Source organism: Roseovarius sp. BRH_c41 (assembly GCF_000961715.1).
GTDB lineage: Bacteria > Pseudomonadota > Alphaproteobacteria > Rhodobacterales > Rhodobacteraceae > Roseovarius.
Window position 1 is genome coordinate 33902 of record NZ_LADY01000036.1, and the last position, 25039, is coordinate 58940.

Genomic DNA, 25039 nt, shown 5'->3' on the forward strand with positions numbered 1-25039 from the left:
GTGATCTCGCGGGCCATCAGTAATGCACCCGTTTTTCGATATACTTGAATTGCAGCACGGTGAGCAGGCCGACGACCAATAGGAGGATCACGGATTGCGCCGCGCTGGAGCCGAGATCCTGACTGACGAACCCGTCGGAAAACACCTTGTAGACGAGGATGGTGGTTGATTGCTGCGGTCCGCCGGCGGTGATGGTGTGGATCACGCCGAAGGTCTCGAAGAAGGCATAGACGATGTTGACCACCAGCAGAAAGAAGGTGGTGGGTGACAGGAGCGGCAGCACGATGGTAAAGAACCGCCGCCAGAAGCGCGCGCCGTCGATGGCGGCGGCCTCGATGATCGAGCGGGGCACGGCCTGAAGGGCGGCAAAGAAAAACAGGAAATTATAGCTGATCCGCCCCCATGCAGAGGCGGCGACGACCAATCCCATCGCCTCGGTCCCGTTCAGCACATGGTTCCAGTCATAGCCCAACTGCCCCAGATACCACGACACCACGCCAACGCGGGTGTTGAACATGAACATCCAGAGCACCCCGGCGATGGCCGGGGCCACGGCGTAGGGCCAGATCAGCAGCGTGCGATAGGTGCCCGCCGATTTCACCAGCCGGTCGGCCATGACCGCCAGAAACAGCGCCGGGATCATCGACGCCAGAGTGACCAGCGTGGAAAAGACCGCCGTGGTCAGGAAAGACGCGCGGTAATAGGGGTCCCCGAGCAGGTATTCGAAATTTCCAAGCCCCACGAATTGCGACGAGAGGCCGAAGGGATCGGGAATGAAGAGCGACTGCCAGACCGCCTGCCCTGCCGGATAGAAGAAGAACACCGCAGAGATAAACACCTGCGGGGCAATGAGGCAGAGCGGCAAGAGCCAGCCTTTGAACGTGACACGTTTTTCCATGCGCGGTCAGGGGCCGGTTGCCCGGCCCCAACGTGACTCAGCGGTTGGCTTGTTCGAACCGGCGCAGCAGTTGGTTGCCGCGTTCCACGGCCGTATCCAGCGCCGCCTGCGCGTCCTTGTCACCGGACCAGACGGCCTCTAGCTCTTCATCGATGATGGCGCGGATCTGGTCGAAAGAGCCAAGGCGCAGACCCTTGGAATTCTCGGTCGGTTCCTTGCTGGTCATTTGGGTTACGGCAATGTCTGTGCCGGGGTTGGCCTCATAGAACCCTGCGGCGCGCGTCACCTCGGCTGCGGCGGAGGTGATGGGCAGGTAGCCGGTGTTCTGGTGCCATTGCGCCTGCACCTCGGGCGAGGAGAGGTAGTTGAGGAAGGCGGCGGTGGCTTTGTATTCCTCGGCCTCGTGCCCCTGCATCACCCAGAGCGAGGCCCCGCCGATGATGGTGTTCTGCGGCGCGCCCTCGACCCCGTCCCAATAGGGCAGCGGGCGGATCTGGAAATCGAACTGAGCCTCGGCTTTGACGCCGGCGTAGCCTGCCGAGCTCTCGGTAAAGAGCGCGCAATCGCCGCCACGGAAATTGGCACCTGCCTCATTGCGGCGACCGGCGTAGATGAATTTGTCGTCCTTGGCCCATTCCCCCAGCTTGGCGATATGCTGCACCTGAAGCGGGCCGTTGAACACCAGTTCGGTATCCAAGCCGTCAAAGCCATTGGCCTTCGTGGCGAAGGGGACATTGTGATAGGCCGAGAAACTCTCGAGATGCACCCAGCTCTGCCAGGAGGTGGTATAGGGGCAGGCATGGCCCGCCTCTTTGAGTTGGCCCAGAACCGTATCGACGTTCTGCCAAGTGCTGAGATCGGTATCAGGGTCGATGCCTGCGCCCGACAGCGCGTCGCGGTTCACATAGAGAACCTGTGTGGAAGAGTTGTAGGGCAGCGAGAGCATCTGACCTTCGGCGGTGGTGTAATAGCCGGTCACGGCGGACAGATACGCCTCCGGGTCGAAGGGCAAGCCCGACTCGGCCATCACCTCATACACCGGCTTGATTGCGCCCTTGGCGGCCATCATGCTGGCGGTGCCAACCTCGAACACCTGGAGGATATGCGGCTGTTCGCCCGCGCGAAAGGCGGCGATGCCGGCATTGAGCGCCTCGGAATAGTTGCCCTTGGGCGATGCGGTGACCTTGTAATCGCTCTGACCGGCGTTAAAGCCTGCGACTTGTTCATCGAGCAATTCGGCCAACCGCCCGGTGAACGCGTGCCAGAACTGGATTTCGGTCTGTGCGGCGGCGGCGAGCGGCGCGAGGGCCGTGGTGGCGGCAAGAATGGCGCCAAAAGCGAATTTAGACATCTGATCCTCCCTGTGGAACGCGTGCCCGGATCAACCCGTCCCGCCGCGTCTTGCGCGGTCAAGCTACACGTAAAAAGAGAACAGGCAACCGTGGTAACGGCTGCCTGTGCAAATTTCACCAAACTGTTATGAAGCAATTTCAGAAAAAGCTCATGGACTTTTTCGGTTCGAAATTGCGTCGAAACAAACAGTTAACGCGGATCAGCCCAAGGTGATGGGTGTCACCAGCCCCTGTTCGCGCGCCAGTTTGGCCGCGACAGAGGCCACGGCGAGATCCTGAAGCCCCACGCCGGTGCCGTCAAAGAGGGTGATTTCCTCGGCATTGCTGCGCCCGGTATGGGTGCCGTTGATCACGGCCCCGATGGGGGTAATGTCAGCCTCGGCAATCAGACCCTTGCCGACCGCATGCTGTGCCTCGCCAATGCTGATCGACTGCGCGATCTCATCGGCAAAAACGGTGGCACGGGTAAAGAGCGCCGGGTCGACCTCTTGCTTGCCCTTAGTATCGGTGCCCATGCAGGCGATATGGGTGCCGGGTTTGACCCAATCGGCCATCATCAGCGGCTCAAACGCGGAGGTGATCGTGATGATCACATCGGCCTGCGCGCCCAGCTCTTCTTGGGTGACGGCCTCAAACTCCAGCCCCAGCTCCTCGGCCACAGCGCCAAGGCGCGGCAGCATGTCGGGATGCGGGTTCCAGGCCACGACCTTTTCAAAGGCGCGCTGTTCAACGGCGGCGCGCAATTGGAAGGTGGATTGGTGGCCTGCGCCGACCATGCCCAGAACCTTGGAGTCGTTACGCGCCAGATGCGCGATGGAAACCGAAGACGAGGCCGCCGTGCGCAGCGCAGTCAGATAGTTGCCGCCCACCAGCGCAGAGAGCCGCCCGGTATCGGGATCGAACAGGAACACGGTAGATTGATGGTTGGTCAGCCCCTTGTCCATGTTGCCCGGCCAATAACCCCCGGCCTTGAGGCCCAGCGACAAGCCAGAGCGGTCAAACCCGCCCTTGAAGCCATAGAGCGCGTCGGCATGCCCAATCGCCTCGCGGACGACCGGAAAGTTATAGGCATCGCCGCTTGCCATGGCGGCAAACACCGCCTCGACCGCGCCAAAGGCATCCGCGCGGCTGATGATTTTCTGGCAGATTTCCTCGCCGACGATCACGAAACCGTCGGCGGACACTTCGTTCTGGGTATTCATCATGCCAGCCCTTAGTAGGCCCGACCGCGTGCCGAGACCGGCCACACGGTTTCGACCTTGCCGTTCCGCACGCCGACATACCAGTCATGCACGTTGCAGGTCGGATCGCAGTGACCGGGAACGAGGCGCAGCTTGTCGTTTACCTTGAGCACGCCATCGGGATCGGCAACGACGCCATGTTCGTCCGAACATTTGACGTATTGCACATCGGTGCGGCCAAAGACGACCGGCAGGCCCGAGTCGACCGACTGCGCCTTGAGACCCGCGTCAACGATGGCCTTGTCGGCCTTGGCATGGCTCATGACGGAGGTCAGAATGAACAGCGCATTTTCCCATTCGCCCTGGTCGATACGCTTGCCATCCTTGTCGAGGATGCGGCCATAATCGGCGTCCATAAAGGCGTAAGAGCCACACTGAAGCTCGTTATAAACGCCCGAGTTACCCTCGAAATAGTAGCTGCCGGTGCCGCCACCGCCGACGATGTCGCACTCCAGCCCTTCGGCCTTGAGCGTGTCGACCGCATCCTTGACCTGTGCCACGGCGAGGTCGATCTTGGCCTTGCGGTCCTCGTATTTGTCCATGTGCTGCATCGCGCCCTGATAGGCCTGAATGCCCGCGAACTTGAGGCCCGGTGCGGCGTCGATGGCCTTGGCGATTTCCACCACGGCGGGGGTAGTGGTCACACCGCAGCGGCCTGCGCCACAGTCGATTTCCACCAGACATTCGATCTGGGTGCCATGCTTTTGCGCGGCCGCCGAAAGATCCGCCACATTGGTCAGATCATCGACGCAGCAGATGGTGCGCGCGCCCAGTTTCGGCATGCGGGCCAAACGGTCGATCTTGGCGGGGTCACGGACCTGGTTCGACACCAGAACGTCCTTGATGCCGCCACGGGCAAACACTTCGGCTTCGCTGACCTTTTGACAGCAGACGCCACACGAGCCACCGAGGCTCTCTTGCAAGAGGGCGACATCGACGGATTTGTGCATCTTGCCATGCACCCGGTGGCGCATGCCGTGCTCGCGGGCCCAGTCGCCCATCTTCTTGATGTTGCGTTCCAGCGCATCAAGATCGAGAACGAGGCAGGGCGTCTGGATTTCGGATTCATCCATGCCCGGCAGGGCGGGAATGTCATAACCCACTTCGAATTCGTCGAGATTGATCGTGTCTTTCATCGGATATCCTCCCAGATTACGGGTTGTTCAGTTGCGGCGCGCGAGGATCGCGCACCGAAGGAAATTGGTCATTTGATCCACGGCAGCGTGTCGAGATCGACATTGCCGCCGGTGATGATCACACCCACGCGCTTGCCCGCGAAAACCTCGCGGTTTTTGAGGATGGTGGCAAGAGGCACGGCGCAGCTAGCCTCGATCACGATCTTCATCCGCTTCCAGGTGAGTTTCATCGCGTCGATGATTTCCTCTTCGCTGGCGGTCAGAATGTCGGTGACATTGTGGCTGACGAAATGCCAGGTGTTTTCCTTGAGCGGCACCTTGAGGCCATCGGCCACGGTCTCAGGCGCGTCATCCGCGATGATATGCCCCGACTTGAAGCTGCGATAGGCGTCGTCGGCCTGTTCCGGCTCTGCGGCATAGATTTTGACATGCGGTGCCAGATTCGAGAGCGTGAGGCAGGTGCCCGACACCATGCCGCCGCCGCCAATCGGGGCGATCACGGCATCCAGCCCATCCACCTGTTCCAGCAGTTCGGCAGAGCAGGTGGCCTGACCGGCAATGACGCGCAGGTCGTTGTAGGGGTGGACGAATTCCGCGCCGGTTTCGGCCTGAACCTTGGCAAATACCTCTTCGCGGCTGGTGGTTGATGGCTCGCATTCCGTAATGATGCCACCATAGCCACGCACCGCGTCCTTTTTCGCCTGCGGGGCGGTGCGGGGCATGACCACGTAACAGGGGATGCCCCGCCGCCCAGCGGCATAGCTGAGCGACAGCGCATGATTGCCAGAGCTGTGGGTTGCCACACCCATCTTGGCCATCTCGTCGGTAAGGCCAAACACCGCGTTGGAGGCACCGCGCACCTTGAAGGCACCGGCCTTTTGGAAGTTCTCACATTTGAAGAACAGCTCGGCTCCGGTCAGGTCGTTGAGAAAGGACGAGGTCAGCACAGGCGTGCGGTGGATGTAGGGTTTGATGCGCTCATGTGCGGCGCGCATGTCGTCAATGGTCAGATCGCTTGCGATGCGTTGATCCAGCATGTCTCTTCCTTTCACGCGGCTTTTTCGGCCAGAACGGGTTTGGCGGTCGAGCGGTAGTATTCCTGCGCCGCGATCACACCAGACCCCAGTTTAACCGGGTAATTCAAATCCACCATCGCCATTTCAAGCGTCGCCAGACCCGAGAGCATCATCGACTCGGTCAGGCTCCCGAGATGGCCGATGCGGAAGGCGCGGCCGTTCATCTCGCCCAGACCCACGCCAAAACTCATGCCGTAGGTTCCAAAGACACGCTCTGTCAGGCGGTTGCTGTCAAAGCCCTCGGGCACCAAGACCGCACTGACGGTGTCCGAATAGAGATCTGGCGTCTGCGCCACCAGTTTCAAGCCCCAGGCATCAACCGCGCGGCGCACGCCCTCTGCGATCCGGGCGTGACGGGCATAGACATTCTCAAGCCCTTCTTCGAACAGCATGTTGAGGCTCTCGGCCATGCCGTAGATCAATTGCAAGGGCGGGGTATACGGGAACCCGCCTTTGGCATTGGCACCCATCATATCACGGAAATCAAAGAAGGTGCGCGGCAATTTGGCGGTTTCCATCATAGCCAGCGCCTTGGGGCTGACGGCGAGAATCGCCATGCCTGTGTTGAGCATGAAGCCCTTTTGCGAGCCGGAGACCGCGATGTCGACGCCCCAGTCATCCATCTCGAAGGGCATAGAGCCCAAGGAGCTGACGCAATCGACCATCAACAGCGCCGGATGCTTTGCAGAGTTCATCGCCCCCCGAACAGCGGCGATGTCCGAGCGGACGCCGGTTGCGGTCTCGTTATGCGTGACAAGAACGGCCTTGATGCTGTGGCCCTTGTCGGCGGTCAGCGCCTCTTGGAAACGGTCAGCGGGCGCGCCGCTGCCCCAAGGGCATTCGATGATCTGCACGTCGAGGCCATGACGCTGGCACATGTCGATCCAGCGGTGGCTGAACATGCCGTACCGCGCCACAAGAACCTTGTCGCCGGGGCTGAGCGTGTTGGTGATCGCCGCCTCCCAGCCGCCGGTGCCGGAGGCGGGAAAGGTTATGATTTGGCCCTTGGTGGTGCTGAAGACGGTCTTGCAGCCCTTGAGCACCGGGTTGAGCGTGTTGACGAAAGCGGGCGAGCGGTGGTCCTGCGTCTGCACCTGCATGGCGCGACGCAACCGGTCGGGAATGTTCGTGGGGCCGGGAATGAAAACCGGGTTCTGATCTGACATTGCGCCATCCTCCTCTGAGATGAGCATACTATGACGCAGGAAGTCCGCCTTTGCAATTTTCTTGAAAGGTATTTTCATTATATCAATAAAATAATCAAACATATGATATTGTTTGATTTTTATTTTTTCATAACGAGTTAAAAGAATAACATGAAAATATTTTTTATTCTGCATACAATCGCCCACCACGACAGCCAGCAAGGGAATCACCGCCATGACCCAGACCAAGCGCGCGCGCGGCCGCCCGAAATCGCAATTCGCCGATAGCAGCGCCGGGACAATGCAAGCGCTGGATCGGGCGCTCTCGGTGCTGACCGCCGTGGCGCGACAAGAGGGGGTGAACCTGACGGATCTGTCGCTGAGCCTTGGGATTCCCACCGCCACGACGCACCGCATTCTGACCACCTTGCAGAAACGCGATTTCGTGCGGTTCGACGAAGAGCGGCAGGATTGGACCATCGGGATCGAGGCCTATCGCACCGGGGTGGCCTATCTCAAGCGGACCAATCTGGCCGATGCGGGCCGCCCGGTGATGCGGCGGTTGATGGAGCAGACCGGCGAGACCGCCAATCTGGCGGTGCCGGACGGGGCCGAGGTGGTGTTTATCGGTCAGGTCGAGACGCAGAATCCGATCCGCGCCTTCTTTCCACCCGGATCTCGCACCCCGATGCATGCCTCTGGCACCGGCAAGGCGATTCTGGCATCGCTGCCTGAGGATCGGCTGATGACATTGCTCAAGGGGGCGGGCCTCAAGGGGTTTACCGAAGAGACATTGATCACGCCGCGCGCCCTCTTTGATGATCTGGCCGAAACCCGCCGCCGTGGTTGGTCGTTTGACCGCAATGAGCGTTATGACGGGATGTCCTGCATCGGTGCCGCGATTTTCAACGATCGCGGAGAGCCCTGCGCCGGCGTGTCGATCTCTGGTCCCAGCAGTCGGTTTGGCGATGCCCAGATTGCAGAGTTCGGCGCGGCGGTGGCGCAGGCGGCGACGCAGATCACCCACCTGATCGCGGGAAAGGGTGTGGTTATTTCTGAAACAAACGGGTCGCGTTGAACAAGGCGTCAAGCTGTTCGTAGCGCTCGCGGGTGGCGGGCCAGCGTTCTTCTTGTACGGCGGCGATGAGCGCCTCTAGCAGCATCATAGTCGAGATGTTGGAATCCCAAGCCGAGGGGATTTCGACCCAGCAGTTGAATGTATGGGTGGCCAGATCCGAGATGGGGCTCATCCACTGATCGGTGATCAGCACGACGCGGACGCCGCGCGCCGTGGCAATCTCGGCCAGACGCATCAGGCTGGTTTCATAACGCCGGATGTCGAACATCAGAAGCGTGTCGCCCTCGACCATATCCAGCACGTAATGCGGCCAAGTGGCGGAGGACGAGGTCATATGCGTGACCCGCCCGCGCACCGCCTGAAAATGGGTGAAGGCATAGTCGGCCAGTGCGCGGGTGATGCGCCCGCCCACCAGATAGAGACGCCCGTCGGTATCGGCCAAGAGGCGCGCGGCCTCGTCAAAGCGGGCGCTGTCGATATTGGCGAAGGTCTGTTCGATATTCTGTGTCACCGCCTGCGCAAAGCGGTTGAGGGAATGGGTGGCGGGGGCCTCTGAGGCCCAGTTGGCGCGGCGTTGGGTCGGGCCGGAGACCTTGGCCTCCAACTCTTTCAACAGCGCCTGATGGAATTGCGGATAGCCCTTGAAGCCCAGCTTCTGCACCATGCGGGCAATGGTCGGGGTGGACACGCCGGCATTCGCCGCGACGATGGTGATCGAGGCCAGACCCGCCGCCGGGTAGCTGTCGAGCAGCGCCTGCGCGAACTTGCGTTCGGATTGGGTGAGGGCGCTGTAATGCGCGCGGATCAAGTCGCGCACGGTTGGCGGGGGCTTGGTCACATCGCTGATCCTAAACTGGTGCCGTCGAAACAGGCAGGCCGGATCGCAATCCGGTGATACCCGCTGGAAATATATTGACACAAATTTCTTCATGTGGAAACATTTTTACAAACACCGCAGGGGGGCGCATGACGAGCGATCTGCAAGAGGATGATTCTGACGTGGTCGAGGTGATCGGCGGGCAGGCCACTGGCCCGGCGTTGATCCTGTGCGAACATGCGTCGAATGTCATCCCGGCGCAGTATCACGGCCTTGGACTGAGCGCCGAGGCGCGGCAGAGCCATGCGGCATGGGATCCCGGTGCGCGGGCTGTGGCGCTGGCCTTGGCCAAGGCGCTGAATGCGCCGATGGTGGCCGCCAAGGTGTCGCGCCTTGTCTATGACTGCAACCGCCCGCCCGAGGCAGAGAGCGCCATGCCCGACCGCTCCGAGGTGATCGAGGTGCCGGGCAATCGCAACCTTGATGCAGCGGCCCGCGCCCAACGGGTGGCGCAGGTCTATGCGCCGTTTTGCAACGCTGTCAGCCAGGTGATTGCCGCACGCAAGGCGGCGGGGCTGGTGACGGCGCTGATCACCATCCACAGCTTTACCCCGGTCTGGTTCGGCACCCCGCGCGGCTGCGAAATCGGTATTCTGCATGACAGTGACACAGGGCTGGCGGATGCGATGCTGGCCGAGGCGCACCGCCTGCCCCATCGGGTAATCCGCCGCAATGATCCCTACGGCCCCGAGGATGGTGTGACCCATTCGCTCAAACTGCATGGGCTGGCGCATAACCTGCCCAATGTGATGATCGAGATCCGCAATGATCTCTTGCGCGATGCGGCGGCAGAGGCGCGGATGACCGATGAGCTGCTGACCCTGCTGCGTCCGGCGCTGAACGTTCTTGGCGAGACCGTCAAAGGGGGGGCGCATGCCTAGAGCCGTGCTGACCTATATCCGTGCCATCGACGCGATGAACCGCTTTATCGGGCGGGTCGCGATGTATCTGATTTTCGTGCTGATCGGGGTGCTCTTGTGGTCGTCCGTGTCCAAGACATTCTTTGATCCCTCGCTCTGGACGCTGGAGACGGCGCAATTCGTGATGGTGGCCTATTACGTGCTGGGCGGGCCCTATTCGATCCAACTGGGCAGCAATGTGCGGATGGACCTGTTTTACGGCGCCTGGACGGATCGCACCAAAGCATGGGTTGATGCGTTTACCGTGTTCTTCCTGCTGTTTTATCTCGGTGTGCTGCTCTATGGCGCGGTGGGCTCTACCGCCTATTCGCTGGGGTATTTCGGGACAGAGCCGTTTTCGTGGTTCTGGCAGGTGGTCAAGACCCTGGTGACCCAAGGGCCAACGGCGGCGGGCGAGATGTTTGGTTTTATGGAGCGCTCCTCGACCGCGTGGCGACCATTTATCTGGCCGATCAAGGCCGTGCTCTGTCTGGGCGTTTTCTTGATGCTATTGCAGGCACTGGCAGAACTTTGCCGTGACATCCTTCGGATCAAAGGCGAGGCGCTCTGATGCCCTATGAAATGATCGCCATCCTGATGTTTTCCTCGATGATGCTGATGCTCCTGACCGGGCAGAGGGTATTCGGGGCTATCGGATTTGTCGGCGCGGCGGCGGCGATGCTGCTCTGGGGTGTGGGCGGGGTGGATGTGCCCTTTGCCAGCGCCATGAAGCTGATGAAATGGTATCCGCTGCTGACGCTGCCGATGTTTATTTTCATGGGCTATGTGCTGTCGGAATCCAAGATCGCCGATGATCTCTACAAGATGTTCCATGTCTGGATGGGGCCGGTGCGGGGCGGATTGGCGATTGGCACGATTGGTCTCATGGTGCTGATTTCCGCGATGAACGGCCTGTCGGTGGCGGGCATGGCGATTGGGGCCACCATCGCGCTGCCGGAACTGTTGCGGCGCGGCTATGACAAGATCATGGTGACGGGGGTCATTCAGGCGGGCTCGTCCCTCGGCATCCTTGTGCCGCCTTCTGTGGTGCTGGTGCTCTATGCGATGATCGCGCGGCAACCCGTGGGGCAATTGTGGCTGGCGGGCGTGCTGCCGGGGCTGATGATGGCCACGATGTTCATCATCTACATCTATGTGCGCTGTCGGATTCAGCCCGAGCTTGGCCCGGTACTGCCCGAGGACGAGCGCAACGTGCCACTGGCGGAAAAGCTGCGCCTCTTGCGCGCGGGGCTGCTGCCGCTGGTGATCTTTGCCGCGATGATGTTTCCCTTTGTCAAAGGCTGGACGAGCCTTGTGGAAAGCTCGGCGATTGGTGCAATGGCAGCCTTTGTGGCGGCGGTGCTCAAGCGGCGGATGACACGGGAGGTGTTCGAGACCTCGGTGCGCAACACGCTGGCGATTTCGTGCATGTTCATGTGGATCATTCTGGCCGCCTTGGGTTTTGGCGCGGTGTTCGACGGGTTGGGTGCGGTCAAGGCGATTGAATATCTCTTTACCGAGCAACTGAATCTCAGCCCCTGGATGATCCTGATCCTGATGCAACTCTCGTTCATCCTGATGGGCACATTTCTGGATGACACGGCGATGCTCGTCATTGTGGCGCCGCTTTATGTGCCGCTGGTGGGCGCGCTTGGGTTCGATCTGATCTGGTATGGCGTGCTTTATACGATCACCACGCAAATTGCCTATATGACGCCGCCCTTTGGCTATAACCTCTTTCTCATGCGGGCCATGGCCCCACCGGAAATCAGCCTGCGCGACATCTATCGCTCGATTGTGCCCTTTGTCGGTGTGATGGTGCTGGCGCTGGTTCTGGTGATGGCGTTCCCGCAAATCGCCCTCTGGCTGCCAGAGTATGTTTACGGAAAATAACCCCGAGAAGAGCCCCGGACAGGGGCCGGATTTCACAACAAGGAGAGAAGACGATGACCTCTAGACGCAAGTTTCTGACCTCTGCCGGGGCAGGCGCGCTGGCCGCGCCGCTGGCCACCCCCGCATTGGCGCAATCGACCATCACCTGGCGGATGCAGACCTATGCCGGGGCCGCGCTGGCCGAGCATGTGGTGAAACCCGCCATCGACATGTTCAACAAGATCGCTGGCGACCGCATGCAGATCGAGCTGTTCTTTGCCGATCAGCTGGTGCCAACGGGCGAGTTGTTCCGCGCCATGCAGCGCGGCACGATTGATGCGGTGCAGTCGGATGATGACAGCATGGCAAGCCCCACCGAAGTGACCGTCTTTGGCGGTTATTTCCCCTTTGCCAGCCGCTACAGCCTCGATGTGCCGGTGCTCTTTAACCAATACGGCCTGAACGAGATCTGGGACGAGGAATATTCCAAGGTCGGCGTCAAGCATATCAGCGCGGGCGCATGGGATCCCTGCCATTTCGCCACCAAGGAGCCGATCAACAGCCTCAAGGATCTGGAGGGCAAGCGGGTCTTTACCTTCCCGACGGCGGGCCGGTTCCTGACGCAGTTCGGTGTCGTGCCTGTCACCCTGCCGTGGGAGGATATCGAGGTCGCGGTGCAGACCGGCGAACTTGATGGCATCGCATGGTCGGGCATCACCGAGGATTATACGGTGGGCTGGGCCGATGTGACCGATTATTTCCTGACCAACAACATCTCGGGCGCTTGGGCCGGGTCGTTCTTTGCCAATATGGACCGCTGGAACGAGTTGCCCGAGGATCTGCAAACCCTGTTCCGGGTGTGCTGTGATCAGTCGCATTACTATCGCCAGTGGTGGTATTGGGGCGGCGAGGCCTCGCTGCGGGTCGATGGCACCAAGATGAAGCTGACGACAATTCCCGATGCCGAATGGCAGCAGGTCGAGGATGCCGCTCTGGTGTTCTGGGACGAAATCGCCGCCGAAAGCCCGACCAAGGCCAAGGTTGTCGAGATCTTCAAGAAGTACAACGCCGACATGGCCAAGGCCGGACGGCCCTATCGCTACACCTGATTCCAACTGCCCCCTGGTGTCGCGCCGGGGGGCGCTTTACCCACAACCCGAAACCTTTAAAGACGTTCAGATACGGAAAGACGGAGCACATCATGGGGCTGACATTCGAAACCCTCAAGGCAGAGGTCGCGGCGGGCAAGGTGGATACCGTGCTCGTGTGCCTTGTGGACATGCAGGGCCGCCTGATGGGCAAACGCTTTCACGCAGGCCATTTCGTCAACAGCGCCTGGGAAGAGACGCATTGCTGCAACTACCTGCTGGCCACCGATCTGGAAATGACCACGCCCGAGGGCTTTGCCGCCACAAGCTGGGAGCGTGGCTATGGCGACTATGTGATTAAGCCGGACCTGAGCACGCTGCGCCCGATGCCCTGGCTCGAGGGCACGGTGATGGTGCTCTGCGATGTGTTGGATCACCACACCCATGCGCCGGTGCCGCACAGCCCGCGCGCCATGCTCAAGGGGCAATTGGCGCGGCTGGATGCCATGGGTTTTGACGCGATGATGGCGACGGAACTGGAATTTTTCCTGTTCGAGAAAAGCTTTGATGAAATCCGCAAATCCGGCTATCGCGCGCTGACGCCGCTCTCGGGCTATAACGAGGATTACAATATCTTCCAGACCACCAAGGAAGAGCATGTGATGCGGCCCATCCGCAATCACCTCTATGCCGCCGGTCTGCCGATCGAGAACACCAAGGGCGAGGCGGAGGCGGGGCAAGAAGAGCTCAACATCAAATATGCCCCGGCGCTCGATACCGCCGATTACCACACCATTGCCAAGCACGCGATCAAGGAGATTGCGTGGCAACAGGGCCATGCCGCGAGCTTTCTGCCGAAATGGGATCATCGGCGCGTCGGCTCATCGAGCCATGTGCATCAATCGCTGTGGCAGGATGGCAAACCGGCATTCTTTGACCCTGCGGACAAGCTGGGCATGTCCCAGATGATGAAGCATTACATGGCCGGATTGCTGAAATACGCGCCTGATTACACCTATTTCCTCGCCCCCTATATCAACAGCTACAAGCGGTTCCAGAAGGGCACGTTTGCCCCCACCCGTATCCTGTGGTCGGTCGACAATCGCACCGCAGGCTTTCGCCTCTGCGGTGCGGGGTCCAAGGCGGTGCGCGTGGAATGCCGCGTCGGGGGATCGGACCTCAACCCCTATCTCGCCATGGCCGCGATGCTGGCGGCGGGGATCAAGGGGATCGAAGACAAGCTGGAATTGGCCCCGCCCGCTACGGGCGATGCCTATAGCGGCGAGACAGGGCGCATCCCGGAAACGCTGCGCGATGCCTATCTCACGCTCAAGCAGTCTCAATTCCTGCGCGACACATTCGGCGATGCGGTCATAGACCATTACGCCCGCGCCGCCGAGGTCGAGATCGAGGATTTCGACCGCGTGGTCACGGATTACGAGGTGGCGCGCGGATTCGAGCGGGCCTGAGCGCCGCACGGTCGGATTTGAGTATTTGTGGAACGATGAAAGGACGGGCGTCATGCCCGTGATCAAGGATGCGATCATGCAGACAGTGAAATGTATCTCTCCCATCGACGGGTCGGTCTATGCCGAGCGTCCGGTGCTGACGCTGGAAGCTGCGCAAGCGGCAGCGGGCCGGGCGCGTGCGGCACAGGCGGCTTGGGCGGCGCGGCCTTTGCAGGAGCGGATAGAGTTGGTGATGGCCGGTGTCGCCGCCGTGGGGGCGATGAATGACGAAATCGTGCCGGAACTGGCGCATATGATGGGCCGCCCGGTGCGTTATGGCGGCGAGTTCCGCGGTTTCAACGAGCGTGCAAGCCATATGGCGGCGATTGCCCAAGGCGCGCTGGCGGATATCGCGGTGGGCGAGGATGCCACGTTCCTGCGCTATATCCGACGGGTGCCGCATGGCGTGGTCTTTGTCGTGGCCCCGTGGAATTACCCCTATATGACCGCGATCAACACCGTGGCGCCCGCGCTCATCGCGGGCAATACCGTGGTGCTGAAACATGCGACGCAAACCCTTTTGGTGGGCGAGCGTATGGCACAGGCGTTTCATGCGGCGGGCGTGCCCGAGGATGTGTTTCAGAACATCTTTCTGGACCATGACACCACATCGGCGCTGATTGCGGGGGGAGCGTTCAATTTCATCAACTTTACCGGCTCTGTCGGCGGCGGGCGCGCGATGGAACGCGCGGCGGCGGGCACCTTTACCGGGCTCGGGCTGGAACTGGGGGGTAAAGACCCCGGTTATGTGATGGAGGATGCTGATCTGGATGCCGCCGTTGAGACGCTGATCGACGGGGCGATGTTCAACTCGGGGCAATGCTGCTGCGGGATCGAGCGGATTTATGTGCATCAGAGCATGTTCGATGCCTTTGTCGAGAAATCCGTGGCTCTGGTAAAGTCCCATAAACTCGGCAATCCGCTGGAGGCTGAGACCACCATCGGGCCGATGGCCAATGTGCGCTTTGCCGCAGAGGTGCGCGCGCAGGTGGCCGAGGCGCTGGAGATGGGGGCAAAGGCGCATATCGCCACGATGCCCGAGGATGACGGCGCGGCCTATCTCACGCCGCAGATCCTGACCAATGTGACGCACGAGATGCGCGTCATGCGCGACGAAAGCTTTGGTCCCGTCGTGGGCATCATGCCGGTCTCCTCCGACGAGGAGGCGATTGCCCTGATGAATGACAGCGAGTTTGGCCTGACCGCCAGCCTCTGGACGGCCGATGTTGCCCGCGCGCAGGCGGTGGGCGACCGCGTCGAAACCGGCACGGTGTTTCTCAACCGCGCCGATTATCTTGATCCCGGCCTCTGCTGGACCGGCTGCAAGAACACCGGGCGCGGCGGCGGCCTGTCGGTGATCGGCTATCACAACCTCACACGCCCCAAATCCTACCATCTCAAGAAGGTGACGCAATGACCCTGACTGCCAACTGGTCCTATCCGACCGCGATCAAATTCGGCGCTGGCCGAATTGCCGAACTGCCCGCTGCCTGTGCGCAGGCCGGGATCACGCGCCCGCTTCTGGTCACCGACAAGGGGCTGGCGGGGCTGCCTGTCACGGCGGGCGCGCTCGATATCCTAGAGGCCGCTGGCCTTGGCCGCGCGATGTTTTCCGAGGTCGATCCCAACCCGAATGAGATCAACCTTGCCGCCGGTGTTGCCGCCTATCAGGCGGGCGGGCATGACGGGGTGATCGCCTTTGGGGGTGGCTCTGGCCTCGATCTGGGCAAGATGGTGGCGTTTATGGCCGGGCAAACGCGGCCCATCTGGGACTATGAGGATATCGGCGATTGGTGGACACGCGCGAATGCCGATGCCATTGCGCCCATCATCGCCGTGCCCACCACCGCCGGGACCGGATCAGAAGTCGGGCGCGCCTCGGTGATCACCAATTCCGTGACCCATGCCAAGAAGATCATCTTTCACCCCAAGGTGCTGCCCACGGTGGTGATCTGCGATCCCGAACTGACCGTCGGCATGCCGAAATTCATCACCGCAGGCACCGGGCTTGACGCCTTTGCCCATTGCGTCGAGGCATTCTCCAGCCCGCATTACCACCCGATGTCCCAAGGCATCGCGCTGGAGGGCATGCGCCTTGTGATCGACTACCTGCCGCGCGCCTATGCCGATGGCACGGATATCGAGGCGCGCGCGCAGATGATGAGCGCCGCCGCCATGGGGGCCACCGCGTTTCAAAAGGGTCTGGGCGCGATCCATGCCATGAGCCATCCGGTCGGCGCCTATTTCAACACCCATCACGGCACCACAAATGCAGTCTGCATGCCTGCCGTGCTCGATCTCAACGCCGATGTGATCCGCGACCGGTTCGACCGGGCGACGGGATATCTGGGCCTCAAAGGCGGCTATGACGGGTTCCGCGCTTTTGTACAGGACTTCAACGACAGCCTCGGCATCCCGCGCGGCCTGCGCGATCTCGGCGTGACCGAGACCGCGATTCCCGACCTCGTCGCGGGTGCGTTGACCGATCCAAGCTGTGGCGGCAACCCGGTGCCACTGACCGAGACCAATCTGACGGCGCTCTTCAAGGCGGCATTCTGACGGTTTGGGGGACAGCGTCCCCCATCCCTCCTCCCCCGGTCAGAAGCGGGCGCGCAGAGCCATGATCCCGAGGCGGGGCAGGCGCAGCACCAGACGCGCCAGAATTTGCCCATACTCCACCTCTCCCGCCATCAGGCGCAGGTAATCGTGGCGCAGGGTGGAGGAGCGTTGAAAGGCACGGGCAAAGCCCGGCTCGAGCGCGGGCAGAAAGATCACCGGACGGATCAGCCGCGCCATGCGCAGGGCGCGGTGAACCGGGCGCAGCGCGCGGCGATAATGGCTGAGTGCCGTCTGGGGCCGCCCCGCGCCCAGCGCCGCAATCGCGGCCTTTGCCGCCAATTGCCCGCTCTGCATCGCATAGCCGATGCCTTCGCCGGTGATCGGATCGACCAGCCCCGCCGCATCGCCCACAAGCAGCACGGCACCCTGCCCCGGTATGGGACGAAAATCGCCAAACGGCAGGAACTGACCCTTGACGCTCGCCTCCTCCGACGCGAGCCCCAGCACCGCGCAATAGTCCGCCATGGCGCGTTTCATATCCGGGTTCTCTGACAAGAGGCCGCCCACCCCCACTGTGGTCGAGCAGCGCTTGGGAAAGACCCAGCCATAGCCCCACTGCGCCGCCGCCAGATCTATTCGGATCGGCGCGGCGGGGTCGCTTGGCGCGCCGCGCGCCTCAATCTCGAGCCCAAAGCCAATGCGCTGCCGATCGAAGGGCTGGCCAAAGAGGGCGCGTGCCACTTGGGAATTGACGCCATCCGCGCCGATCAGCACGCCGTAGTCCAGCACAGCCCCGCCTTTGAGCATCACGGTCCGGGCGTCGTGGTCGATCTCAGCCACCGCCTGCCCGGTGAAATCCTGCGCCCCTGCCCCGAGAGCCTGCCCGCAGAGCATCGCATCCATATCCCAACGCATCGTCGTGTAGAGGGCGGGGGCGTCTTTGATCAGGCCCATGGGCCGCCCGCGAAACCAGAAATCCACCGTGGTCTTGCAGTCCTGCGGTTCGAACGGCATCGCATGTCCAAAAATCTCGGCATAGTGCCTGCGCGCGCGCCCGGTGATCAACCCGCCGCAGAGTTTCTCGCGCGGGAATGACTTGCGGTCGATCAGCGCCACCCGCAGCCCCGCGCGCGTCGCAGCATAAGCGGCGGATGCGCCAGCAGGCCCGGCCCCGACCACGATCACGTCGAACCGCTGCACGGCTCAGACCTCGGGCAGCGCGTCGCGGCGGATCATGGTCCGCAGCGCAAAACTCGACCGCATGGAGCGGATGCCGGGGGTCTGCATCAACCCCTCCTCGAGAAAGCGGTCAAAGTCTGAGAGGTCGGCGGCCACCACCCGCAAGAGCACATCGCGGGTGCCGGTCATCAGGTAGCATTCCATCACCTCGTCAAACCGCCTGAGCCGCGTTTCAAACGCGGTGATCGCGTCACGGGTGTGATGCTCCAACTCGACAAAGATGAAGGCGTTGAGCGGCAGGCCGAGCTTCTCTTGATTGACCCGCGCGGCATAGCCGGTGATGACCCCATCGGATTCGAGCCGGGCGATACGCCGTGCCAGAGGCGTAGGCGAGAGGCACACCACCGCCGACAGATCGGCGAGCTTTTGGCGTCCGTCGCGTTGCAGGGCGGCGATGATCTGGCGGTCGATACGATCCATTTAACCTAATCTACTCCCTGTTCTTGGGGATATCACCCAAAATTTCAACGCATGTGACCCATGTTTGCCGTTTTATCGCGTCTGACCGCTCTTATCCTTGCGGTCAAGGAGGAGTCCATCATGCTCACACGTCTGGCCAGTCCCACCCATGAGGAAGTTTACCGCGTCGAGGATCGCGAGAGCGGCTTGCGCGGGTTTATCGCGCTGCATTCCACCCGGCTTGGCCCGGCTGCGGGCGGCCTGCGCATGCGCGTCTATGACGGTGACGATGCCGCGCTCGAGGATGTGCTGAACCTCTCGCGGGGCATGAGCTATAAGAACGCCGCCGCCGGCCTTCCGTTGGGCGGTGGCAAGGCGGTGATCATCGGTGATCCGATGCGCGACAAGACGCCCCAAATGCTGCGGGCCATGGGCCGTGCGATCAACATGCTGCGCGGTCGCTATTGGACCGCCGAGGATATGGGCATGTCGCCCGAGGATATGGCCGAGATCACCCGCGAAACGCGGTTTGTCGCCGGGCTGGACACGGGCGCGCATGCCAGCGGTGATCCCTCGCCCGTGACCGCGCGCGGCGTGTTGGGCGCGATGCGCGCAGGTGCGGCGCAGCTCTGGGGCACGGACGATCTCAGGGGGCGCCATGTGGCGGTGCAGGGATTGGGGCATGTCGGCTGGCATCTTTGTCTCTTGCTGCATGAGACCGGCGCGCGCCTGAGCGTGGCAGATATGAACCCGGCGCATGCCGCCAGCACGGTGCGCGAGTTTGGCGCAACCATGGTCGATCCACGCGTCATCCATGCCGTTGACGCCGATATCTTTGCGCCCTGTGCCATCGGCGGCGTGCTCAATGCGCGCAGTATCCCCGAAATCAAGGCCAAGATGGTCTGTGGCGCGGCCAACAACCAACTGGCCACGCCCGAGGATGCCGACCGCCTGCGCGCGCGCGCCATCCTCTACCTGCCCGATTACGTTGCCAATGGCGGTGGGATCATCAATGTCGCCGCCGAAATCCTGCAGATCGCGCCCCGCGCCCCGTGGGTTGAAGAGCGGCTAGGCGCGATGCAGGCGCGCATGGCGCATATCCTGACGCGCGCAGCGGGCGAAGGGATAAGCCCCGCAATCCTCGCCGACCGTCTGGTCGAAGAGCAGTTGCTGCAAGCGGCGGGCTGACGCCGCTCCGCCGAGGTCAATTGAGCTGGGGTGTTTGGCCTGCTACACTGCGCCAAACACCCCCGGAGGCTCTCATGCTGCGTTTGTCCCTGTCATTTGCTCTGATCCTTGGACTGGCCGGTGGCGCAGAGGCGCAAACCACGCTGAGCGAGCGGGTGAGCCTCGCACATGGCACCTTTAGCAGCGGTGGCGGCCTGACCATCGCCACCGAGCTGCGCCCGACAACGGACGGGCGCACCGCGCTCTGCGGCGTCTGGTCCGAGAGCGAGAGCCAGTCGAGCTATACCACAGGCGCCGCGCGCGAGATTGTGCGGCTGGCGACGGTCTATGTGGATGGTCAGCGCGTCGCGCAGAACCTCGGGGATTTACCGCAGATCGACCCGAGGCTCGATTATGCCGGCGCGCCCGCACGCTGCATCCTCACCACGCTGACATGGCAACCGGGCCGCGTGCCCGAGGTGTTCGTGCCGCGCAAGCAGATCAGCCGCAGGAACGGCGGCGGCAGCGATCCGCAGATCGACTTTCGCCAGACCGGCACCGGCGCGATGAGTGCCGCATTGGAAGTGCTCCCGTTCCTCAGTCGCAACAGCCGCACCGTGCCGCTCTCTGGTGCCGCTCAGGTGGTCGAGGGGCGCTACAGCAGCGGCGGGGGCCTGCGCCTTGCGGCGGAACTGCGGCCGATCAACGGGCGTGCGCATCTCTGCGGGGTCTGGTCCGATCTGCCAGGACAGGACACCCGCACCGAAGGTCTGGGGCGCGAGATGTTGCGCCGCAGCAGCGTGACGCAGGCGGGGCGCGAGATTGCCCGCGATCTTGGCAATCTGCGGTGGGTGTCGCTGCGCCGCGACTATACCGGCGCGCAGGCGAGCTGCCTTGATCTCGGCCAGCCGTGGCGGGCCGGGCTGGCAGAGGCACCGCTGACGCTACACCTGCCCGAGACGGTGGTATACCGCAGCACAAGCCCCAAGGGGCAGAGCCTGATCCGGTTTGGGTCTTGATCCGGGCGGGTCAGTCATAAAGCGCCGGTCAGGCCCGCAAGTTTTCGCTTGAAGCAGGCAGACCGACGGTGCTATCCAGAGCGCCGCGGCGGGTATGGTGAAAAGGTATCACGAAAGCTTCCCAAGCTTCAGTTACGGGTTCGATTCCCGTTACCCGCTCCAGATATTCTCAGCCACTCAGCCGCGCAATTCGGACAGAATCGCCTCAGCCGCCGCGCGCGGATCTTGGGCGGACCAGATGGGGCGTCCGACGACGATGTGATCGGCCCCGTCAGCAATTGCCTGTGCCGGGGTTGCCACCCGCTTTTGATCACCCAGCGCACTGCCCGCAGGCCGCACTCCCGGTGTAACGATAAGGCGGCCCGAAGCCTCAGGCAGGGCACGAATCATCGCCGCCTCTTGCGGGCTGGCAATCACGCCATCGGCCCCCGCCTCGAACGCGCGGCCCGCGCGCTCGGCCACCAGATCAGGCAGATCGCCCAGCTTGATCATCCCGGCGTCGAGATCGGCGCGGTCGAGCGAGGTCAGGATCGTCACCGCGAGGATCTTCATCGGTTTGCCCGAGGCCCCTTGCTTGGCGGCGCGCACGACATGCGGATCGCCATGCACGGTCAGGAAATCCAGATCAAACTGCGCCAGCCCCCGCACCGCCGCCTCGATCGTGGCGCCGATGTCAAAGAGCTTCATGTCGAGAAAAATCCGCTTGCCCAGTTCGGTCTTGAGCTCGTTGGCAAGGCCAAGACCCCCGCCTGTGAGCATCCCAAGACCGATCTTGTAGAACCCGACACTGTCACCCAATTGCTCTGCGAGCTTGAGCCCCTCCAGGGCGTTGGGCACATCCAGGGCTACGATCAGGCGATCATCGGTCACGACGGCGGTCATTGGTGGCGCTCCTCTTGCTGCAGGTGTCGCGCCCTTGTCGCGGCGGCGGTGGGCTGCGTCAAGCCTCTGTCACACCTCTGCGCACATCCCGTCCAAGGCGGACGCCGCCAAGGTAATCTGAGCCGCGTTGCGCCGAAACTCTGGCAGGCGTTGCAACTGTCGCAAGGCGTCCGACCAGAGACCGTGGTTGAGGGCTTCTGCCACGGGGGCGCTTACATTGAGGCTGACTTGTCCGTTTCCGGTTTCCAGCAAGAGAACTCCGCTGACACAGCCGGTCGGGACGTCCCGGCGCAGATCGCGCGCGCGCACTTTGGTAATATGCATTCCAGAAAACCCACTCACTCGTTACTCTACTAACGGCACGCTACGCCGATATTTTACCTGATTTATTCCAAACATACATGCACGCGGAATCGCGCCAAAAATATGACTGCGCCCTGTATGACTGCGCCCTGACTATCATACGCGCAACACGCGTTCAGGCCGCCAGGGCAGGCGGGGTCCGGCCCGGCGCGCGCCGCATCCTCAGGTCCGCGCGACCAGAGCGATGCAAGTGCTGGGCGCACTCGGTCAAGCCGCGCGCGATGCGGGCGAATTCTGCGGTCAGGGGGGCGCAGAAATGCACGGGATAGACCAGCCGCTCGGCCCCTTGGATCACCTCGGCCCGTGCGACAAACGCGGCCCATTCGGGATTATATCCGATGGCTTCCAGTCTCACGCGTGATTCTGTCATGGTTCTTGTCCTCCGGAATGGGCGAGAACGCCCTGTGGATAACTCTTGAACAGATTGGGTGGCCAACGGCTTCTGCCAAGACCCCGTCACGAAAACGTGGGGATTGCGCGATTCCCGTAAAATCCGTCTTGAACCGCACAGGCGCGTTACCCATTTATCATTTGAGGTTCCCGACCGACGCATGCCTAATGCTGGGTGCGCCACAGGGGTAACGCTTGTCACAAGGAGAAAGCCCATGGACTTCAACAAGTTCACGGAACGGTCGCGTGGTTTCATTCAGGCCGCCCAGACTATCGCCATGCGCGAAAGCCACCAGAAACTGGCCCCCGAACACATTCTGAAGGCGCTGCTCGATGACCCAGAGGGTCTGGCCAGCAATCTGATCAAACGTGCCGGTGGCGCGCCCGAGCGCGTGACACAGGCCAATGATATTGCCCTGTCCAAGATTCCGCAGGTGTCCGGCGATGCCGGGCAGACCTATATGGACCAACAGACCGGCAAGGTTCTGGCCGAGGCCGAGAAGCTGGCGCAAAAGGCGGGTGACAGCTTTGTCCCCGTCGAGCGAATCCTGACCGCATTGGCGCTGGTGAAATCCCCCGCCAAAGAGGCGCTGGAGGCTGGGGCAGTTTCCGCCCAAAAGATCAACGAGGCGATCAACGACATTCGCAAGGGGCGCACGGCGGATTCTGCCTCGGCAGAGGACACCTATGAGGCGCTGGAGAAATATGCCCGCGACCTGACCAAGGCGGCGCGTGAGGGCAAGATTGATCCCATCATTGGCCGTGACGATGAGATCCGCCGCGCGATGCAGGTGCTCAGCCGCCGGACCAAGAACAACCCGGTTCTGATCGGTGAGCCGGGGGTGGGTAAAACCGCCATCGCCGAGGGTCTGGCCCTGCGCATCGTCAATGGCGATGTGCCGGAATCCCTGCGTAACAAGCGTCTGTTGTCGCTCGACATGGGCGCGCTGATCGCGGGGGCCAAGTATCGCGGCGAATTCGAGGAGCGGCTCAAGGGCGTGCTCAACGAGGTAACGCAAGCGGCGGGCGAGATCATCCTGTTCATCGACGAGATGCACACGCTGGTAGGGGCCGGCAAGGCCGATGGCGCGATGGATGCCGCCAACCTGATCAAACCGGCGCTGGCGCGCGGCGAGTTGCACTGTATCGGCGCGACCACGCTCGATGAATACCGCAAGCATGTGGAAAAGGACGCGGCGCTTGCCCGCCGGTTCCAGCCGCTGATGGTTGAGGAGCCGACGGTCGAGGATACGATTTCGATCCTGCGGGGCATCAAGGAGAAATACGAGCTGCACCACGGCGTGCGCATCTCTGACTCGGCGCTGGTGGCGGCGGCGACGCTCTCGCATCGCTATATCACCGACCGGTTCCTTCCCGACAAGGCGATCGACCTGATGGACGAGGCCGCGAGCCGTCTGCGCATGGAAGTGGACAGCAAGCCCGAAGAGTTGGACGCGCTCGATCGTGAGATCCTGCAAAAGCAGATCGAGGCAGAGGCGCTCAAGAAAGAGGACGATGCCGCCTCGCGTGATCGGCTGGAAAAGCTGGAGCGGGAACTGGGCGACCTGCAGCAGCGCTCTGCCGAGATGACCGCCAAATGGCAGGCGGAGCGCGACAAGCTGGCCGGGGCGCGCGACATCAAGGAACAGCTTGACCGCGCCCGCGCAGAATTGGACATCGCCAAGCGCGAAGGCAATCTCGCGCGCGCCGGTGAGTTGAGCTATGGCGTCATTCCGGGGCTGGAGAAGCACCTGGCCGAGGCCGAAACCCAGGGTGACGATGGCGTCATGGTCGAAGAGGCCGTTCGCCCCGAGCAAATCGCGCAGGTGGTGGAACGCTGGACCGGCATCCCCACCGCCAAGATGCTGGAGGGCGAGCGCGACAAGCTGCTCGGCATGGAGGACAATCTCCACCGCCGCGTGATCGGTCAGAACACCGCCGTCAAGGCCGTGGCCAGTGCCGTGCGCCGGGCGCGGGCGGGTCTCAATGACGAGGGCCGCCCTCTTGGCTCTTTCCTCTTTCTCGGGCCGACCGGCGTGGGCAAGACCGAGCTGACCAAGGCGGTGGCAGAGTTCCTCTTTGACGATGATAGCGCCATGGTGCGGATCGACATGTCGGAATTCATGGAGAAACACAGCGTGTCACGCCTCATTGGCGCACCTCCGGGCTATGTCGGGTATGACGAGGGCGGTGTTCTGACTGAGGCCGTGCGCCGCAGGCCCTATCAGGTGGTCCTGTTCGACGAGGTCGAAAAGGCGCATCCCGAGGTGTTCAACGTGCTCTTGCAGGTGCTCGACGATGGCGTGCTGACCGATGGTCAGGGGCGCACCGTGGACTTCAAGCAGACGCTGATCATCTTGACGTCGAACCTTGGCTCTCAGGCGCTCAGTCAGTTGCCCGAAGGCTCGGATGCCGCCACCGCCAAGCGCGACGTGATGGACGCCGTGCGCGCGCATTTCCGGCCCGAGTTCCTCAACCGGCTGGATGAGATCGTGGTGTTCGACCGGCTCACAAGGCCGCAGATGGACGGTATCGTCGATATCCAGATGGCACGTCTGCTCAAGCGGCTGGCGGCGCGCAAGATCCGTCTGGAGCTGGATGACGCTGCCCACAAATGGCTGGCCGACGAGGGCTATGATCCCGTCTATGGCGCGCGCCCGCTGAAACGGGTGATCCAGCGTGCGTTGCAGGATCCTTTGGCCGAGGCGCTCTTGGCGGGGGATATCCTCGACGGTGCAGTGGTGCCGGTGACGGCGGGGCCTGAGGGGCTGATCATCGGCGACCGGGTGGGCAACACCACGCAGGAACCGCCACAGAACGCCGTGGTTCACTAAATCAAAACCGCCCCTCT

Annotated in this window: 23 protein-coding genes and 1 tRNA gene; 12 read left to right on the forward strand and 12 right to left on the reverse strand. The window is 62.3% G+C overall.

Going from position 1 to position 25039, the window contains the following annotated elements; all coding sequences use genetic code 11:
• Positions 1–16: 16 nt before the first annotated feature.
• The 6 genes from ugpA to bhcA all read right to left on the reverse strand — a co-directional run bounded on the left by ugpA (position 17) and on the right by bhcA (position 6869).
• Positions 17–898 carry a sn-glycerol-3-phosphate ABC transporter permease UgpA gene (gene ugpA / locus VR71_RS10945; RefSeq protein ID WP_009816493.1) on the reverse strand — a complete coding sequence of 294 codons (882 nt, stop codon included), beginning with the start codon at positions 896–898 and terminating at the stop codon, positions 17–19.
• A gap of 37 nt (positions 899–935) precedes the next feature.
• Complete coding sequence (gene ugpB / locus VR71_RS10950) at positions 936–2249, reverse strand: sn-glycerol-3-phosphate ABC transporter substrate-binding protein UgpB (RefSeq protein WP_045683827.1); 1314 nt, start codon at positions 2247–2249, stop codon at positions 936–938.
• Positions 2250–2450: 201 nt separating this feature from the next.
• On the reverse strand, positions 2451–3455 hold the full coding sequence (gene bhcD, locus VR71_RS10955; protein ID WP_296430215.1) for an iminosuccinate reductase BhcD: 1005 nt from the start codon (positions 3453–3455) through the stop codon (positions 2451–2453).
• Between the two features lie 8 nt (positions 3456–3463).
• Positions 3464–4627, reverse strand: a complete 1164-nt coding sequence (gene bhcC, locus VR71_RS10960; protein ID WP_045683829.1) for a 3-hydroxy-D-aspartate aldolase BhcC — start codon at positions 4625–4627, stop codon at positions 3464–3466.
• A 68-nt stretch (positions 4628–4695) separates the two neighbouring features.
• A complete protein-coding gene (gene bhcB / locus VR71_RS10965) occupies positions 4696–5664 on the reverse strand; it encodes a beta-hydroxyaspartate dehydratase BhcB (RefSeq protein ID WP_045683830.1) in 969 nt (322 codons plus the stop codon).
• A gap of 11 nt (positions 5665–5675) precedes the next feature.
• Positions 5676–6869: an L-aspartate--glyoxylate aminotransferase BhcA gene (gene bhcA / locus VR71_RS10970; protein ID WP_045683916.1), complete on the reverse strand. Its 1194-nt coding sequence runs from the start codon at positions 6867–6869 to the stop codon at positions 5676–5678.
• Positions 6870–7083: 214 nt separating this feature from the next.
• On the opposite strand from bhcA, the gene bhcR reads away from it, so the two are divergent.
• Entirely contained in the window at positions 7084–7926 is an 843-nt protein-coding gene (gene bhcR, locus VR71_RS10975; RefSeq protein WP_045683832.1) for an HTH-type transcriptional regulator BhcR, read from the forward strand.
• On the opposite strand, the gene VR71_RS10980 is transcribed toward bhcR, so the two are convergent.
• Entirely contained in the window at positions 7898–8764 is an 867-nt protein-coding gene (locus tag VR71_RS10980) for a MurR/RpiR family transcriptional regulator (RefSeq protein WP_040651095.1), read from the reverse strand. The two genes, bhcR and VR71_RS10980, sit on opposite strands and share 29 nt — an antisense overlap.
• Positions 8765–8892: 128 nt before the next feature.
• Here VR71_RS10980 and VR71_RS10985 point away from each other — a divergent pair, with 128 nt between their 5' ends.
• The 7 genes from VR71_RS10985 to VR71_RS11015 all read left to right on the forward strand — a co-directional run bounded on the left by VR71_RS10985 (position 8893) and on the right by VR71_RS11015 (position 16729).
• The gene (locus VR71_RS10985; protein ID WP_045683834.1) at positions 8893–9684 is read left to right on the forward strand and encodes an N-formylglutamate amidohydrolase; all 792 of its coding nucleotides are present in this window, start codon (positions 8893–8895) and stop codon (positions 9682–9684) included.
• Positions 9677–10273: a TRAP transporter small permease subunit gene (locus VR71_RS10990; RefSeq protein ID WP_045683836.1), complete on the forward strand. Its 597-nt coding sequence runs from the start codon at positions 9677–9679 to the stop codon at positions 10271–10273. The genes VR71_RS10985 and VR71_RS10990 overlap by 8 nt, the downstream gene beginning before the upstream one ends.
• Positions 10273–11595: a TRAP transporter large permease subunit gene (locus VR71_RS10995; RefSeq protein WP_045683838.1), complete on the forward strand. Its 1323-nt coding sequence runs from the start codon at positions 10273–10275 to the stop codon at positions 11593–11595. The genes VR71_RS10990 and VR71_RS10995 overlap by 1 nt, the downstream gene beginning before the upstream one ends.
• Positions 11596–11648: 53 nt before the next feature.
• Positions 11649–12683: a TRAP transporter substrate-binding protein gene (locus VR71_RS11000; protein ID WP_009816504.1), complete on the forward strand. Its 1035-nt coding sequence runs from the start codon at positions 11649–11651 to the stop codon at positions 12681–12683.
• 92 nt (positions 12684–12775) lie between these two features.
• Positions 12776–14131 carry a glutamine synthetase family protein gene (locus tag VR71_RS11005; protein WP_045683840.1) on the forward strand — a complete coding sequence of 452 codons (1356 nt, stop codon included), beginning with the start codon at positions 12776–12778 and terminating at the stop codon, positions 14129–14131.
• A 73-nt stretch (positions 14132–14204) separates the two neighbouring features.
• Positions 14205–15587, forward strand: coding sequence for an aldehyde dehydrogenase family protein (locus VR71_RS11010; protein ID WP_045683917.1), 1383 nt, complete (start codon positions 14205–14207; stop codon positions 15585–15587).
• Positions 15584–16729 carry an iron-containing alcohol dehydrogenase gene (locus VR71_RS11015; RefSeq protein WP_045683842.1) on the forward strand — a complete coding sequence of 382 codons (1146 nt, stop codon included), beginning with the start codon at positions 15584–15586 and terminating at the stop codon, positions 16727–16729. The genes VR71_RS11010 and VR71_RS11015 overlap by 4 nt, the downstream gene beginning before the upstream one ends.
• Positions 16730–16768: 39 nt before the next feature.
• Here the strand turns inward: VR71_RS11015 and VR71_RS11020 are convergent, their stop codons facing one another.
• Together VR71_RS11020 and VR71_RS11025 are read right to left on the reverse strand one after the other, a co-directional pair.
• Positions 16769–17929 (reverse strand): geranylgeranyl reductase family protein, encoded by a 1161-nt coding sequence (locus tag VR71_RS11020; RefSeq protein WP_045683844.1) that lies wholly within the window; start codon positions 17927–17929, stop codon positions 16769–16771.
• A gap of 3 nt (positions 17930–17932) precedes the next feature.
• Entirely contained in the window at positions 17933–18388 is a 456-nt protein-coding gene (locus VR71_RS11025; protein WP_009816509.1) for an Lrp/AsnC family transcriptional regulator, read from the reverse strand.
• A 120-nt stretch (positions 18389–18508) separates the two neighbouring features.
• On the opposite strand from VR71_RS11025, the gene VR71_RS11030 reads away from it, so the two are divergent.
• From VR71_RS11030 to VR71_RS11040, 3 genes are all read left to right on the forward strand, one after another.
• Complete coding sequence (locus tag VR71_RS11030) at positions 18509–19555, forward strand: Glu/Leu/Phe/Val dehydrogenase dimerization domain-containing protein (RefSeq protein WP_045683920.1); 1047 nt, start codon at positions 18509–18511, stop codon at positions 19553–19555.
• 74 nt (positions 19556–19629) lie between these two features.
• Positions 19630–20553, forward strand: coding sequence for a hypothetical protein (locus VR71_RS11035; protein ID WP_045683847.1), 924 nt, complete (start codon positions 19630–19632; stop codon positions 20551–20553).
• 88 nt (positions 20554–20641) lie between these two features.
• Positions 20642–20715 (forward strand) — tRNA-Gly (locus VR71_RS11040).
• Between the two features lie 15 nt (positions 20716–20730).
• Here VR71_RS11040 and pyrF read toward each other — a convergent pair.
• The 3 genes from pyrF to VR71_RS11055 all read right to left on the reverse strand — a co-directional run bounded on the left by pyrF (position 20731) and on the right by VR71_RS11055 (position 22168).
• Positions 20731–21435, reverse strand: coding sequence for an orotidine-5'-phosphate decarboxylase (pyrF, locus tag VR71_RS11045; protein WP_296430217.1), 705 nt, complete (start codon positions 21433–21435; stop codon positions 20731–20733).
• 69 nt (positions 21436–21504) lie between these two features.
• The gene (locus VR71_RS11050) at positions 21505–21759 is read right to left on the reverse strand and encodes a hypothetical protein (protein WP_045683851.1); all 255 of its coding nucleotides are present in this window, start codon (positions 21757–21759) and stop codon (positions 21505–21507) included.
• 154 nt (positions 21760–21913) lie between these two features.
• Positions 21914–22168 (reverse strand): hypothetical protein, encoded by a 255-nt coding sequence (locus tag VR71_RS11055; protein ID WP_045683853.1) that lies wholly within the window; start codon positions 22166–22168, stop codon positions 21914–21916.
• Positions 22169–22403: 235 nt separating this feature from the next.
• Here VR71_RS11055 and clpB point away from each other — a divergent pair, with 235 nt between their 5' ends.
• Entirely contained in the window at positions 22404–25022 is a 2619-nt protein-coding gene (clpB, locus tag VR71_RS11060) for an ATP-dependent chaperone ClpB (RefSeq protein WP_045683856.1), read from the forward strand.
• Positions 25023–25039: the final 17 nt, after the last annotated feature.

Coding starts and splice junctions, on each gene's coding strand:
- ugpA (WP_009816493.1), bottom strand. CDS start 898: ATGGAAAAACGTGTCACGTTCAAAGGCTGGCTCTTGCCGCTCTGCCTC.
- ugpB (WP_045683827.1), bottom strand. CDS start 2,249: ATGTCTAAATTCGCTTTTGGCGCCATTCTTGCCGCCACCACGGCCCTC.
- bhcD (WP_296430215.1), bottom strand. CDS start 3,455: ATGATGAATACCCAGAACGAAGTGTCCGCCGACGGTTTCGTGATCGTC.
- bhcC (WP_045683829.1), bottom strand. CDS start 4,627: ATGAAAGACACGATCAATCTCGACGAATTCGAAGTGGGTTATGACATT.
- bhcB (WP_045683830.1), bottom strand. CDS start 5,664: ATGCTGGATCAACGCATCGCAAGCGATCTGACCATTGACGACATGCGC.
- bhcA (WP_045683916.1), bottom strand. CDS start 6,869: ATGTCAGATCAGAACCCGGTTTTCATTCCCGGCCCCACGAACATTCCC.
- bhcR (WP_045683832.1), top strand. CDS start 7,084: ATGACCCAGACCAAGCGCGCGCGCGGCCGCCCGAAATCGCAATTCGCC.
- VR71_RS10985 (WP_045683834.1), top strand. CDS start 8,893: ATGACGAGCGATCTGCAAGAGGATGATTCTGACGTGGTCGAGGTGATC.
- VR71_RS10990 (WP_045683836.1), top strand. CDS start 9,677: ATGCCTAGAGCCGTGCTGACCTATATCCGTGCCATCGACGCGATGAAC.
- VR71_RS10995 (WP_045683838.1), top strand. CDS start 10,273: ATGCCCTATGAAATGATCGCCATCCTGATGTTTTCCTCGATGATGCTG.
- VR71_RS11000 (WP_009816504.1), top strand. CDS start 11,649: ATGACCTCTAGACGCAAGTTTCTGACCTCTGCCGGGGCAGGCGCGCTG.
- VR71_RS11005 (WP_045683840.1), top strand. CDS start 12,776: ATGGGGCTGACATTCGAAACCCTCAAGGCAGAGGTCGCGGCGGGCAAG.
- VR71_RS11015 (WP_045683842.1), top strand. CDS start 15,584: ATGACCCTGACTGCCAACTGGTCCTATCCGACCGCGATCAAATTCGGC.
- VR71_RS11025 (WP_009816509.1), bottom strand. CDS start 18,388: ATGGATCGTATCGACCGCCAGATCATCGCCGCCCTGCAACGCGACGGA.
- VR71_RS11030 (WP_045683920.1), top strand. CDS start 18,509: ATGCTCACACGTCTGGCCAGTCCCACCCATGAGGAAGTTTACCGCGTC.
- VR71_RS11035 (WP_045683847.1), top strand. CDS start 19,630: ATGCTGCGTTTGTCCCTGTCATTTGCTCTGATCCTTGGACTGGCCGGT.
- pyrF (WP_296430217.1), bottom strand. CDS start 21,435: ATGACCGCCGTCGTGACCGATGATCGCCTGATCGTAGCCCTGGATGTG.
- VR71_RS11050 (WP_045683851.1), bottom strand. CDS start 21,759: ATGCATATTACCAAAGTGCGCGCGCGCGATCTGCGCCGGGACGTCCCG.
- VR71_RS11055 (WP_045683853.1), bottom strand. CDS start 22,168: ATGACAGAATCACGCGTGAGACTGGAAGCCATCGGATATAATCCCGAA.
- clpB (WP_045683856.1), top strand. CDS start 22,404: ATGGACTTCAACAAGTTCACGGAACGGTCGCGTGGTTTCATTCAGGCC.